This window comes from Microtetraspora malaysiensis (assembly GCF_050947145.1).
Classification (GTDB): domain Bacteria; phylum Actinomycetota; class Actinomycetes; order Streptosporangiales; family Streptosporangiaceae; genus Microtetraspora_A; species Microtetraspora_A malaysiensis.
Map to the genome: position 1 here is coordinate 2,370,248 of NZ_CP191998.1, position 13,651 is coordinate 2,383,898.

Sequence of the window (13,651 nt, forward strand, 5' to 3'; positions counted from 1 at the left end):
CGCTCGGCATGGAGATGATCAGCGGGTGGGCAGGGCCACGCCTCCGGAGTTTCCGGGGGCGTACACGGTGATGCCCTGCGGCAGGGCCTTCAGCTTCTCGATCTCGGCGCAGGTCGGGCACTTGTTGTAGCCGTCCTGCCGCGCCTTGTTGGCGTCGGCCTCGGCCCGGGCCTGGGCGACCTTGGCCTGCGCCTCGGTCACCTTGGCGAAGGCGGCCTGCGCCTGGTCGACCGCGTCCTGGACCTGCTTCGGGAGCGTGACCCGGGAGAGGTTGAAGTGGATGTTGGTGAGGTACTCGGCGCCCAGCGTGCTCTTGAGGTCCTCGGAGAGGCTGGTGTTCACCGCGTTCTGGATCTTGGCGATGTTGGCGTTGTTGCCGAGCTGCTGCAGGCCGGCCTGCCGGGCGCTCGTGTTCTGCACGAGCGAGCACGACGAGACCAGCTCCGCGCAGCGGAAGCTGTTGACCTGGGAGCGCAGGTCGTTGTCGATCACAGGCCGGATGATCTGGTCGAGGAAGGCGGACCAGCCCTCGTCGCTGTCCCAGGGGAAGTACATCCCGCCGCCCGTGGCGCGGAACTTGCGGGTGCCGAACTTGTCGTCGAACGACTTGAGCGTCTCGTGGTCGAGGTTCAGGTTGAAGTAGAGCGTGCCCTCGATGCCCATGTTGACGCCGTCGCTGCTGGGCACGGTCACGACGTCGACACCGGAGCGCTCGCCGCCGCCGCTGGAGGTGATCGTGTAGTAGCGCTGCTGGGCGGGATAGCGGTGGACCTGGGACCACCATCCGATCCACGTGACGCTCGACCCCGGCTCGATGATCTGGCGTACCCGGTTGTCGTCGAGGAGGCCGCCGTTGCGGATGACCGCCACCTCGCCGCCTCCCGTGCGCTCGAAGCCGCCGAACGCGCCGATCACGGTTGGTACGGCGGCGACGATGGCCACGATGACTGCCAGGATTGCCCACTTACGGACGCGCATGGGGGGACTCCTCACGAAACGACTGATCGCTCCGCGACGAACGTAGCAGAGCGAGGACGGTTCCGGCCCCTTCCGTACGCACATGGACGGATCGCCGCACATCCGGACCGGACGGCCGGACCCCGCGACCGGCGGCGGCGTCGCGGGGGCGGCTCAGGCCGGCAGGGGGATGTGCAGCGGCGGGAGATCGGGAGCGACCGGGTCGGCGAAGGCGTCGGTCAGCATCACCGAGACCGTGTACAGGTGCCAGAAGGCGTCCATCCGCGACTCCGGCAGCCGGGTCACGCCGTCCTCGTCGACGACGCGCGCCAGCCCGCCGGCCGTCAACGCGCCACGCGGGCCGACGATGCCCGCGTACATCCGGTCGGTCAGTTCCGGTGAGGGCGTCGTCCGCCAGTTCCAGGGCTTGCTCGCCGGGTCGAACGTCCTCGGCGCGGCGGCTTTCGGCGCGGCGGTCTCGGCAGGGCGGGCGCGCCTCGGCAGCCGCAGCCGGAGCCGGTCCATCAGCGTGCGGTCGGAGGACTCGGCGGTGAACCGCCACGGCGTGCCCTCCACCGGGATGCCACGCAACTGGGGCGCGAAAGCGCCGATCACGTCGTGGATGACCGCCTCGGAACGCCGCCACAGCGGATCGATGCTCAGGGCGGTCCGGACGACCAGGTTGTCGAGGAACGGCGGGATGGGGTTCTGGGCGCGCAGCAACGACGCGCGGGACGCCGCGTGCCAGCGGCCCACGCGATACGTCAGGTACAGATGGTCGAGCGCTCCCGCCCCGTCCTCGCGGCAGCGCTCCTGCCACGGGGCCGCCTGGGCGCGGGCGTGCTCCCTGGCCTCCTCGGTCAGCAGGTCGGCGTTCTTGCCGAACAGGCTGTTCACCCGGCGCCTGATTGCCTTCGGGTCCGGGTCGGCCTGGTTCTGCAGGAAGCCTCCCCGCAGGATCTCCCCGCCGTGGCCCGACATCCGGGGCGTGGGATCGTACGGCCCGCCGCCCGGGACGTTCTCGTACGCCGAGAGCATGCCCTCGCAGGCGAACAGCACGTTGTGGCCGCGGACGCGAGGATGCGGGACGACCAGCTCCGTCCCGCTCTTGGACCGCTTCGGCCGGACGACGCGGTGCTCGGCGCGGAGCGCCTCCGCGACGCGCGCGGCGAGCACCACGTCGGGGTTGTCGTCGTGCCCCGAGGTCGCCGTCACGAACGGGATGCCCGCCTTGTACAGCAGCGCGGCGAGGAGGCGGCTGTCGCGGCCCCCGGTCAGCGACAGCCGTACCGGCTCCGGGGTGTTCCGCAGCGGTCGTACGGCGGCGAGCAGCGCGTCGGCGAGCTCGTCGATCTGGGCGCGCATCCCGCGCCTGGACGTCGGCACCTCGCGTGGGCCGGGAAGCAGGGACACGGTGATGGTGCGGCGGCCGCCGGTGACGCTGATCTCGGAGGCGGGTCGCAACGCGGCGACCCCGAGAAACGGTGTCTCGTCGGAGAGGAAGTACCCGACGCGCAGCATGGACTCCATCGCGGGCAGGTCCCAGACGATCTCGGGTCGGCTCGATCCCGTCTCGGCCGCTCTGGCGGCGAGGTGGACGAGCAGCGCGCGGCTGCCGGCGACGTGGACGTCCGGGGTCTCGGCGTAGAAGACGGGGCAGGCCCGGGTGAGCCCGGTGGCCGCGCTCACCTCCCCTTCACCGGCCCGGAAGACCGAGAACACGCCGCCGGTGCGGGCGGCGGCCTCGCCGAGCCGGGGAGCGCCCAGCAGCCGGTCCACCTCGCCCGGCTCGGCCAGGTGCCCGGTGAGGCCCGCCACCCGGCCACCGCTGGAGCACACGATCGGCAGCCCGTGCCCCTCCGGCTCGTTGGACCAGGACAGCAGCGCGGTGTCACCGGCGGCCGACCGCCATTCGCGTGCGGTCACGGCCTCGGCCGGGACCGGGAAGGCGCGTGTGATGGCCTCGCGCGCCGCGTCGAGCACCGCGGGCGGCAGCGGGGCGCCCGCGCGCTTGGCCGCGACCACTAGATGAACGCGCAACACGACCTCCCCGCCAGGTCGATCCGCCCCGTGGCCCGCCTGGCGCGGCCGTCGACTGTCGCTCCCCGCGTCGTTCCGCGTGTCGTTCCGGTGGGAGGGCGGGCTGCGTTCGGTGGCGCGGTCATGCGGTGGGTGTCCCTTCGATTCGATCGGTTACCCACTACTTCACCGATGCCCCGATTCGCATTCACGGGTGGGACGCGGACGGCGGGAAGAGCGATCGGTTCCACGCCGGAGTACAGGGTGTGATCGAACTGAAGGGACTCGGCCGGCGGCCCGAGAAGTCCGGGCCGCCCGTTACGGGATGCCCGCCTCGTTGTACGGGGAGACGACGACGCGCCACGGCGCTCCCGGAGGGGGAGGGCCGTGGCGCGGCGGGTCCGTTCCTAACGCGGGCGTGGCAGCGAGCCTGTCGAGGACGCGGGCGCGGGCGGTGCCGTTCAGGACACGGGTGTGACGGGCCTGGTCAGGAGGCGGGCGTCTGGCCGTCCTCCCCGTCCTCCCCGTGCTGATCGGCCGGGGCCGAGCCGTCGCCCGGGGACGGCGTCAGGTCCGTGCTGCCCAGCGCGCCGCCGATCGCGGCGACCGTGTGCGTGAGCCGGACGCCGGATCCGTCACGGCGGCCCAGCTCCTCGGGTAGCGGGACCGGCTTGCCCACCGAGGACACCGCCTTCACCGGAGCCGGACCGGCCCAGGCGAGCAGCAGTACGTCCTCGCCCTTGAGGAAGCGCTGCGCCCGTACGCCGCCGGTCGCCCGGCCCTTGGGCGGGAACTCGGCGTAGTCGGAGACCTTGCCGCCCCCGACCTGGGTGCCGGGCAGGGCGGTCGAGGAGCCCGCGATCGTGACGACGCGGGCCTCCTGGGTGGGATCGACCACGCCGAACCAGATCACGCGGGCGCCCTCGTCCAGTCGGACGCCCGCCATGCCGCCCGCCGGACGGCCCTGCGGGCGCACCGAGGCGGCGGGGTAGCGCAGCATCTGGGCGGCGGAGGTGATGAAGACCAGATCATGGTCGGGGGAGGTCAGCTCGACCGCGCCGACGACCGTGTCGCCGTCACGGAGGCCGATGACCTCGAACTCGTCGCGGTTGGCGGGGTATTCGGGGACGACCCGCTTGACCACGCCCTGGGCGGTGCCGAGCGCGAGACCGGGGCCGTCGGGGTCGAGCGAGCCCAGCCCGACGACGGTCTCGCCCGGGTTCAGCGTCACGAACTCGGAGACCGGATGCCCGCCCGCCAGCGTCGGCGGGTTGGCCGAGGGCGGCAGCGTCGGCAGGTCCACCACGGGGACCCGGATCAGTCGTCCCAGCGAGGTGACCACACCCACCTCGGTCCTGACCGTGCAGCGCACCACGGAGACCAGCACGTCGTGCGCGGCGCGCTCGCCCTCCGCGGCGAGCGGCACGGCGTCGGTCGTACGGGCCAGCAGCCCGGTCGAGGACATCAGGACCAGGCACGGGTCGTCGGCCACCTCCAACGGCACCGCCGCGGTGAGCGCCGCTCCCGACGACTCCAGCAGCACGGTGCGGCGCGGCGTGCCGTACGTCTTGGCGACCTCGGCGAGCTCCTTGGAGACGACCTGGCGGAGCCGGTCCTCCGAGGAGAGGATCTCGGTGAGCGCGGCGATCTCCGCGGACAGCGTCTCCTTCTCGCGGTCGAGCTCCAGCTTGTCGAACCGGGTGAGGCGGCGCAGCGGGGTGTCCAGGATGTAGTTCGCCTGGATCTCGCTCAGCTCGAAGGTCTCCATCAGCCCGGTGCGCGCCTGCGCGGTGTCGTCGGAGGAGCGGACGATGCGGATGACCTCGTCGATGTTGAGCAGCGCGATGAGGAGGCCGTCCACCAGGTGGAGCCGCTCCTCGCGCTTGCGGCGGCGGTGGGCCGAGCGGCGGCGCACGACGTCGAGGCGGTGGTCGACGTAGACCTGGAGCAGCTCGCGCAGGCCGAGGGTGCGAGGCTGACCGTCCACCAGCGCCACGTTGTTGATGCCGAAGGTCTCCTCCATCGGCGTCAGCCGGTAGAGCTCCTCCAGCACGGCCTCCGGGTGGAAGCCGTTCTTGACCTCGATGACCATCCGCAGGCCCTTGTGGCGGTCGGTGAGGTCCTTCAGGTCGGCGATGCCATTGAGCTTCTTGGCGGTCACCAGCTCCTTGATCTTGGTGATGACGCGCTCGGGGCCGACGTTGAACGGCAGCTCCGTGATCACGATGCCCTTGCGGCGCGGCGTGACCTGCTCGATCGTGGCCTTGGCCCGCATCTTGAAGGTGCCGCGGCCCTTCTCGTACGCGTCCCTGACGCCGGAGAGGCCGGTGATCGTGCCGCCGGTCGGCAGGTCGGGCCCGGGGACGAAGCGCATCAGCTCTTCGAGTGTGGCGTCCGGCCGCTTGATCAGGTGCCGGGCCGCCGCGATGACCTCGCCCAGGTTGTGCGGCGCCATGTTGGTCGCCATGCCGACCGCGATGCCGGAGGCGCCGTTGACCAGCAGGTTGGGGAACGCCGCGGGCAGGACGGTCGGCTCGGTCTCCTGGCCGTCGTAGTTGGGCTTGAAGTCGACGGTGTCCTCGTCGATCGACTGCACCATGAGCAGTGCCGAGGCGGCGAGCCGGGCCTCGGTGTACCGCATGGCGGCGGGCAGGTCGTCGAGGGAGCCGAAGTTGCCGTGCCCGTCCACCAGGGGCAGCCGCATCGAGAACGGCTGTGCCAAGCGCACCAGCGCGTCGTAGATGGCGGTGTCGCCGTGCGGGTGGAGCTTGCCCATCACGTCGCCGACGACGCGCGAGGACTTGACGTGGCCGCGATCGGGACGCAGCCCCATCTCGCTCATCGAGTAGAGGATGCGGCGCTGCACCGGCTTCAACCCGTCGCGGGCGTCCGGGAGCGCGCGCTGGTAGATCACCGAATACGCGTATTCCAGGTAGCTGGCGCGCATCTCCTCGGACACGTCGATGTCGACGATCCGCTCTTCGAAGTCCTCGTCCGGCGGGGGTGTGGTCGTGCGTCGGGCCATATCGAACATTGTGCCGATGACAGGGAGTGGTCGCGACTCAGCGGCGATTCCCGCCCCGCCTAATCCGGTTTAAGTGACTTTTGACGCATTTGCCAGAGATACGTGCTGTTCCTGCCGGTACGACGTGGCAAGGAGGTGAACCTGGTGTTTCGCTCCACTCGCGCGGTGGGGGTCGGTCGGGTGTCCCTGTCACCGTCAGTGGTCACCGCCGTGGCGGACGGTCCCCCGCCGACGTTTCGCGGCGGTGGACCGTCTCAGTGAGCGCCGGGCTCGGCCGGGCTCGGTGAACGCGGGGCCGCCGCCGTGAAAAACGCCGCGTCGCTTCTCGGGCGACCGGGCCTGAGCCGTCTCAGCGGGTGCCGGGCAGCGGACGCATCGCGCCCGGCCAGGGGCCGGGTGTGCTGCCCTCGTCCTCGTCGCCCGGCACGTTCAGCCGGCTGTCGTAGATCCGGAAGCCGCGGGCCTGGTAGTTCGCCAGCGCCGCCGGGCCGTCGAGGGAGCAGGTGTGGAGCCAGACGCGCCGGGTGGGAGGGAGGCCGGGCCAGCGGTCGGCCATGTCCCAGGCCCGTGCCGTACCGGTCGTGAGGAGGTGACCTCCCAGCCCCTGCCCGATCGCGTACGGCAGCAGCCCGAAGCTGGAGATCTCCACCACGCCGTCGTCCTGGGAGACCAGCTCCACGTAGCCGGCCGGCGTTCCGTCGCGCCAGGCGACCCAGGTCTCGCTGCCCGGCCGGTCCAGCAGGGACATCCACTGCTGCCAGGTCCACGGCAGGCGCTCGGTCCACTGCCAGTCGCCGCCGACGGCGGTGTACAGGAACCGGTTGAACTCGGGGGAGGGGATCGCCGCGCGCACGATGTCCACGGGCAGGCGCGGCTCCCGCGCCGGCCGTAGATCTCCGGGGTCGGTCTGCTCCAGGTACCAGGTAGTCACGTCCATAGCGGGATTCATCCAACCATGTCCGCCGAACCGAGTCGGCGGGGGCATACCCGGCCGCTCTACGATCGCGTTGTCCACAAGTGCCGAAGACGGGGCGCGAACAGTCGGAGGGAACTGGTAGCAAAGACCCGTGACAGCAGAAGTGGCAGGGGAAGAGCAGGCGTTGCGCGACGAGGCCGAGGCGCGCCTGCGGGCGCTGGCCGGAGACGGCGCGCGGCTGCGCGACGACCAGTGGGCGGCGATCAAGGCGCTGGTGATGGACCGGCGGCGCGCCCTGGTCGTGCAGCGCACCGGCTGGGGCAAGTCAGCGGTCTACTTCGTGGCGACCGCACTGCTCCGCGAGTTGGGCGAGGGGCCGACGGTGATCGTCTCCCCGTTGCTGGCTCTCATGCGCAACCAGATCGCGGCCGCCGAGCGCGCCGGCATCCACGCCGCCACGATCAACTCGGCCAACCCCGAGGAGTGGGAGAAGATCTACGCCCAGGTCGCCGAGGGTGTGATCGACGTGCTTCTCGTCAGTCCCGAGCGGCTGAACAACCCCGACTTCCGCGACCAGGTGCTGCCCGAGCTGGCCGAGAGCGCCGGGCTGGTGGTGATCGACGAGGCCCACTGCATCTCCGACTGGGGGCACGATTTCCGGCCCGACTACCGTCGCCTGCGCACGATGCTGACCGAGCTGCCGCCCGGCATCCCCGTCCTCGCCACCACCGCGACCGCCAACGCGCGGGTGACCAGGGACGTCGCCGAGCAGCTCGCGGCGAGTCCCGAGTGGGACGATCCCGCCGCCCCGCTCGTCCTGCGCGGCTCCCTTGAGCGCGAGAGCCTGCACCTGTCCGTCGTGCGGCTGCGCGGGGCGGGGGAGCGTCTGGCGTGGCTGGCCAGGACGCTGAACGAGCTTCCGGGGTCGGGCATCGTCTACACGCTGACCGTGGCCGCCGCCCAGGAGATCGCCGCCTATCTGCGCGAGCAGGGGCACCCGGTGGCCGCGTACTCGGGGCAGACCGAGCCGGCCGAGCGCCTGGCCGCCGAGGAGGATCTGCTCGCCAACCGCATCAAGGCGCTGGTCGCCACCTCCGCCCTGGGCATGGGCTTCGACAAGCCGGACCTCGGTTTCGTCGTCCACGTCGGTGCCCCGTCCTCGCCCGTGGCGTACTACCAGCAGGTCGGCCGCGCGGGCCGCGGCGTGGAGCGGGCGGAGGTGATCCTGCTTCCGGGCGCGGAAGACCGGGAGATCTGGTCCTATTTCGCCTCGCTCGCGTTCCCGCCCGAGCAGGTGGTCCGCGCGACGCTCGCGGCGCTTTCGGAGGAGGGCATGCTCTCGACGGCCGCCCTCGAGACGCGGGTCGATCTCAGCCGGAGCCGGCTGGAGATGATGCTCAAGGTCCTCGACGTGGACGGCGCGGTCCGCCGGGTGAAGGGCGGCTGGGAGGCGACCGGGGAGCCCTGGACGTACGACGCCGAGCGTTATCGCCGGGTCGCCGCCGAGCGCGCGGCCGAGCAGGAGGCCATGCTCGGCTACATCGCGACCACCGAGTGCCGGGAGCAGTTCCTGCGCGGGCACCTCGACGACGAGGCGCTCCCGTGCGGCCGGTGCGACAACTGCACCGGCGCCCACCGCTCGGCGGAGGTCGCGGTCGAGGATGTCCAGGTCGCGCACGACCGCCTGGCCCGCCCCGGGGTGGACCTGGAGGCGCGCCGCCAGTGGCCGACCGGCCTCGCCGACCTGAAGGGCAGGATCAAGCCCGAGCTGGCGGCCGAGACGGGCCGCACGCTCGGCCGGCTCACCGACATCGGCTGGGGCACTCGGCTGCGTGAGCTGTTCGCCGGGCCGGACGGACCGATTCCCGACGACGTGTTCGGCGCGGTGGTGGGCGTGCTCAAGTCCTGGCACTGGCCGACGCGGCCGGTGGCGGTGGTCAGCGTCCCGTCCGCGTCCCACCCGCAGCTCGTGCGGAGCCTGGCCGAGCGGATCGCCGCCATCGGCCGCCTGGACTACCTGGGAGAGCTGGGCTATCGCGGCGGGCCGCCGGGACGGCAGTTCAACAGCGCCCAGCGCGTCGCCGCGGTCCGCGGCACCCTCGCGATGCCGCGCGATCTCGCGGAGCGGATCGCCGCCGCGGGCGGCCCCGTCCTGCTCGTGGACGACCGGGTGGACACCGGCTGGACCATGACGCTCGCCACGGCCCAGATCCGGCACGCGGGCGCCCCCGCCGTCCTTCCGCTCGCCCTCGCCGTGACGTCCTGACGCCGCGCGGGGGCCGGGCGGCACCCGGCCGTGAACGTGGAGCCGCGCGCGGGGATGCTGGAAGGCGGTGAGGCTAGAGGCGGGGGCGGGCGCCGAGGTAGGAGATGCACTTGGCGGCCAGGGCGTTGCCCGCCGCCAGGGCCTCGGCGGGCGGCTTGCCGGCCAGCCACGGGGGCATGAAGCCGGCGGCGAACGCGTCGCCGGCGCCGGTGCCGTCCACGATCCGGTCGATCGACTCGGCGGGCGCCCGCACCGGCTCGGACCGGTTGTTGGTGTACCAGAGGGCGCCGTCCTTGTTGAGCTTTATCACGACCTGGGGGAACCAGGCGGTGAGCACCTTCGCCGCGGCCGCGGGCTCGTCCCGGCCGGTCAGCACCTTGGCCTGGTCGATGTTGGCGAGCAGCAGCTTGGCGCCGTGGGTCCACTCCAGGAACGGCTCGGCGCCGGTGCGCTCCACCGGCGCGGACGAGGCGCAGTCCACGGAGATGGACATCCCGGCCCGGCGAGCCAGGTCCAGCGCGGCCAGCCCGGCGTCGCGCGAGCCCTCGTTGATGAGCGTGTAGCCGGACACGTGCAGGTGGGCGCCGCCGCTGAACAGGTCGCGCGGCAGGTCCTCGGGGGCGAGGGCGGCGTTGGCCCCGGGGTCGGACAGCATGGTCCGCTCGCCCTTGTGCGTGACGAGCACCACGCAGGTGCCGGTCGGGCGCTCGGGGTCCATCACAAGCCGGGCGTCCACGCCGTAGCCCATCAGCTCCATGTCCCGGTTGCGACCGGTGATGTCGGCACCGCGGCGGCCGATGAAGGCCACCTCGTGGCCCTCGACCGCGAGCCAGGACGCGATGTTCGCGCCGGATCCGCCGCCGTGCATCGTCACGACCGCCGGAGTGTCGCTCGCCCTCGCGAGGGGGAAGCGGGCGCGCGCGAGTGCGTCAGTCATGAGATCGCCCACCACAACGACCCGCGTCATGATGTCACCACCTTGCCAGCTGCTCGTTGAGGTGAGTCCGCCGGAGGGGGTCGGCGTCCTCGCCGGGCTTTAGGGCTATGCCGAGAAACTTAACAGCTTCTGGCCACGTCGTGGGGGGCGGGTCGCCACTCGCAGGGAGTCGATGCACAAGCGTTGCCCTGCAGAGAGGTGGAGCGCCGGGACTACTCTCGAATCTGTGGAATCCCGCTACCCCGCCCATTGGGAGGCGGACGTCGTGCTCTCGGACGGCGGAACGGCGCATCTGCGCCCGATCCGGCCGGACGACGCGGATCTGATGCGCGCGTTCTATTCGCGTCTCTCCGCGGAGTCGATCTACTTCCGTTACTTCGGTCCCCGGCCGACACTGAGCGACCGCGAGATCGCCTGGTTCACCAACGTCGACTACGACAACCGGGTCGCGCTCATCGCCACGATCGGCACCGAAATGGTCGCGGTCGTGCGCTACGACCGGGTGCAGCCGGCCGACCACGCCGAGGTGGCGTTCCTCGTGGAGGACGCGCACCAGGGCAGGGGCATGGCGTCCGTGCTGCTCGAACACCTGCGTGCCGCCGCCAGGGAGCGGGGCATCCGCACGTTCATCGCCGACGTGCTGCCCGCCAACCACCGCATGATGGCGATGTTCCGCCAGGCCGGATACACCGCGCAGAGCCACTTCGAGGACGGCGTCGTACGCATGACGCTGGACCTGGCCACCACCGACAGCGCCGTGCAGGTGACGGCGGCGCGCGAGCACCGGGCCGAGGCGCGCTCCATCGAGCGGCTGCTGAAGCCGGAGTCCGTCGCGGTGATCGGCGCCAGCCGCGAGCCGGGCGGCATCGGCCAGACCGTGCTGCGCAACCTGCTCGCCGCCGACTTCACCGGCCCCGTCTACCCCGTGCACCGCGAGGTGAGGGCGGTCGCCGGGGTACGCGCGTACCGCAGCGTATCGGCGATCGACGGCGAGGTGGACCTCGCGGTGCTCGCGATCCCCGCCGAGGGCGTGCTCGACGTGGTGAAGGAGTGCGCGGAGAAAGGGGTGAAGGGCCTGGTCGTGGTCTCCTCCGGGTTCGGGGAGACCGGGCCGGAGGGGCGTGCCCGCCAGGACGAGCTGGTCCGCATCGCCCGCGCGTACGGCTTGCGCGTGGTGGGCCCCAACTGTCTCGGCATCGCGAACACCGACCCCGCGATCCGCCTCAACGCCACCCTCGCCGCGACGCTGCCGGGACAGGGAAGGGTCGGGTTCTTCAGCCAGTCGGGTGCGCTCGGCACGGCCCTGCTGCAGCGGGTGGCCCAGCGCGGCATGGGCATCTCGACGTTCGTCTCGGCGGGCAACCGCGCCGACGTGTCGGGCAACGACCTCCTGCAGTACTGGGAGGAGGACCCGGCGACCGACGTGATCCTGCTCTACCTGGAATCCCTGGGCAACCCGCGCAAGTTCTTCCGGCTGGCCCGGCGGATCTCCCGCACCAGGCCGGTCGTCGTCGTCAAGAGCCAGGGGGTGCCGACCGGGCACGCGGCCCGGGTGCTCCGCCTGCCCGACACCGCGCTGAGCGCGCTGTTCCAGCAGGCCGGGGTGATCCGGGTGGACGACCTGGCCCAGCTCTTCGACGTCGCACAGCTGCTGGCCCACCAGCCGCTGCCCGCCGGCCCCCGGGTGGGCGTGGTGAGCAACTCCGACGCGCTCGCGCTGCTCGCCGTCGAGGCCTGCCGCGCCCGGGGTCTGGAACCGGTCCCGCCGGTCAACCTCGGGGCGCGCGCCGGGGGCGCCGAGTTCGCCGCCGCCCTCTCCGGCGTGCTCCCCGACGTGGACGCGGCGGTCGTGATCTACATGCCGCCGATCCCGGGCGGCCACGCCGAGGTCGCCGCCGAGCTGGTCCGGGTCGCCGGGGAGTCCGGCAAGCCGGTGCTGGCCACCTTCCAGGGCGAGCTGGGCATGCCCGTCGAGCTGCGCGTCCCCGGGGAGGGCCCGTCCAGAGGCTCCATCCCGTCCTATCCCGCGCCGGAGGAGGCCGTACGCGCGCTCGCGCACGCCGTCGGCTACGCCCGCTGGCGCGAGCAGCCGGTCGGCACGCCGCCGATGGTCGAGGGCGTGGACACCGCGCGGGCCAGGCGGCTGATCGCCGACGCGCTGGTCCCCGGCACCGAGCAGGTCGAGATCGACGCGACGGAGCTGCTCGCCTGCTACGGCGTCGAGGTGTGGCCCGCCGAGCCGGTCGGCTCGGCCGACGAGGCGGTGGCCGCGGCCACCCGGCTCGGCTGGCCCGTGGCGTTGCGGCCGGTGGCACGGCCTGTGACAGCGGCCGCCGACCCCCACGCGCCCCGCCGGTCCGGCACCGTACGGCTCGGCCTGGGCGAGCCGGGCAGCCTCCGCCAGGCGTACGCCGACCTCGCCGCGACGCTCAGCCCCGGCGCGACGATCGCGGTGCAGCACATGGCGCCGCAGCCGTCGGCCGCCACGGTCGTCGGCGTGCTGCAGGACCGGGACGCCGGGGCGGTGGTGTCCTTCGGGCTGGGTGACGTGGCGGCCCGGCTGCTCGGCGACCGCGCCTACCGGCTGGCCCCGCTCACCACGGAGGACGCCGCCGCGCTCGTGCGCTCGGTGCGGGCCGCGCCGCTGCTCCTCGGCGAGTATGGCTACCCGCCGGTGGCAGTGGACGCGCTGGAGGATCTGCTGGTCAGGGTGGGACTCCTCGCCGACGCGCTGCCCGAGGTTCGCCGGATGGACCTGGACGAGGTGCTGGTGGGGGAGACGGCGGTCGTCGTGCTGGGGGCCAGGGCCGTGCTGCGGCCCGAGGTCGGCCCCCGGCTCGACGTCGGACCGCGCCGTCTGCGGTAAGGAGCCGGTTTCGCGTGAGTGTGAAACCGGTGTCCCTTACAGGGCAGGATGGACCCCATGAGGGAAACCCGAGTCTCCGCCGCCGGAATGCGTGAGGCGATCGAGCGCAGCGGCTACTACCCCGACCTGGTCGCCGACGCGGTCGACTCCGCCCTTGGCAAGGAACAGGTCACGGCATACGTCGTGCATCACGAGGCCACCTTCGACCCGGCGATGGAGGTGCGCAGGCACGTCACCGTCCTGGTGCTCACGGCGAGCCGGCTGCTCGTCTGCCACACCGACGAACACCCGCCCGCCGAGGGGATGCCCGCCTCGCACGCCTCCACCACCACTGAGGCCGTACGGCTCAGCCGCATCCAGTCGGTCGCCGTCACCCGGGTGGTGCCCGACCCGGCCTCGTACGTTCCCGGCGTTCCTCCCACCGAGGCCACGCTGACGATCGGCTGGGGGGCGATCTCGCACGTGGATCTGGAGCCGGCGACCTGCGGCGACGAGAACTGCGAGGCCGACCACGGCTACACGGGGGCCATCACCGCCGACGACCTGTCACTGCGGGTGAGCGAGGCGGCCGACGGCCCGGAGGCGGTCGCGCACGTGCTCGAATTCGCCAAGGCCCTCTCCGAGGCCACCGCCCACGCCGCCGCCTGACCCGTCCCTGGAGGTGA

General features: G+C 72.4%; 8 protein-coding genes. 3 read left to right on the forward strand and 5 right to left on the reverse strand.

Annotated features, from left to right (window positions below):
* Positions 1–18 precede the first annotated feature (18 nt).
* From ACQP1V_RS11455 to ACQP1V_RS11470, 4 genes are all read right to left on the reverse strand, one after another.
* A complete protein-coding gene (locus tag ACQP1V_RS11455; protein WP_433421810.1) occupies positions 19–978 on the reverse strand; it encodes an SPFH domain-containing protein in 960 nt (319 codons plus the stop codon).
* A 153-nt stretch (positions 979–1,131) separates the two neighbouring features.
* Positions 1,132–2,997, reverse strand: a complete 1,866-nt coding sequence (locus tag ACQP1V_RS11460) for an asparagine synthase-related protein (RefSeq protein ID WP_433421813.1) — start codon at positions 2,995–2,997, stop codon at positions 1,132–1,134.
* A 466-nt stretch (positions 2,998–3,463) separates the two neighbouring features.
* The gene (locus ACQP1V_RS11465) at positions 3,464–6,001 is read right to left on the reverse strand and encodes a DNA gyrase/topoisomerase IV subunit A (protein WP_433421815.1); all 2,538 of its coding nucleotides are present in this window, start codon (positions 5,999–6,001) and stop codon (positions 3,464–3,466) included.
* A gap of 349 nt (positions 6,002–6,350) precedes the next feature.
* A complete protein-coding gene (locus ACQP1V_RS11470) occupies positions 6,351–6,938 on the reverse strand; it encodes a GNAT family N-acetyltransferase (protein ID WP_433421818.1) in 588 nt (195 codons plus the stop codon).
* Positions 6,939–7,068: 130 nt separating this feature from the next.
* Between ACQP1V_RS11470 and ACQP1V_RS11475 the strand changes: the two genes are divergently transcribed.
* The gene (locus tag ACQP1V_RS11475; protein ID WP_433421821.1) at positions 7,069–9,183 is read left to right on the forward strand and encodes a RecQ family ATP-dependent DNA helicase; all 2,115 of its coding nucleotides are present in this window, start codon (positions 7,069–7,071) and stop codon (positions 9,181–9,183) included.
* Between the two features lie 73 nt (positions 9,184–9,256).
* Here ACQP1V_RS11475 and ACQP1V_RS11480 read toward each other — a convergent pair whose 3' ends face one another.
* Positions 9,257–10,150 carry a carbohydrate kinase family protein gene (locus ACQP1V_RS11480; RefSeq protein ID WP_433224125.1) on the reverse strand — a complete coding sequence of 298 codons (894 nt, stop codon included), beginning with the start codon at positions 10,148–10,150 and terminating at the stop codon, positions 9,257–9,259.
* 142 nt (positions 10,151–10,292) lie between these two features.
* Between ACQP1V_RS11480 and ACQP1V_RS11485 the strand changes: the two genes are divergently transcribed.
* Both ACQP1V_RS11485 and ACQP1V_RS11490 read left to right on the forward strand, forming a co-directional pair.
* Complete coding sequence (locus ACQP1V_RS11485) at positions 10,293–12,986, forward strand: GNAT family N-acetyltransferase (protein ID WP_433421823.1); 2,694 nt, start codon at positions 10,293–10,295, stop codon at positions 12,984–12,986.
* 57 nt (positions 12,987–13,043) lie between these two features.
* A complete protein-coding gene (locus ACQP1V_RS11490; protein WP_433224129.1) occupies positions 13,044–13,634 on the forward strand; it encodes a DUF5998 family protein in 591 nt (196 codons plus the stop codon).
* Positions 13,635–13,651: the final 17 nt, after the last annotated feature.

Bases quoted from the DNA above. Each gene is read 5' to 3' on its own strand.
- ACQP1V_RS11455 (WP_433421810.1), bottom strand. From the start codon at position 978: ATGCGCGTCCGTAAGTGGGCAATCCTGGCAGTCATCGTGGCCATCGTC.
- ACQP1V_RS11480 (WP_433224125.1), bottom strand. From the start codon at position 10,150: ATGACGCGGGTCGTTGTGGTGGGCGATCTCATGACTGACGCACTCGCG.
- ACQP1V_RS11490 (WP_433224129.1), top strand. From the start codon at position 13,044: ATGAGGGAAACCCGAGTCTCCGCCGCCGGAATGCGTGAGGCGATCGAG.
- ACQP1V_RS11485 (WP_433421823.1), top strand. From the start codon at position 10,293: ATGCACAAGCGTTGCCCTGCAGAGAGGTGGAGCGCCGGGACTACTCTC.
- ACQP1V_RS11465 (WP_433421815.1), bottom strand. From the start codon at position 6,001: ATGGCCCGACGCACGACCACACCCCCGCCGGACGAGGACTTCGAAGAG.
- ACQP1V_RS11470 (WP_433421818.1), bottom strand. From the start codon at position 6,938: ATGGACGTGACTACCTGGTACCTGGAGCAGACCGACCCCGGAGATCTA.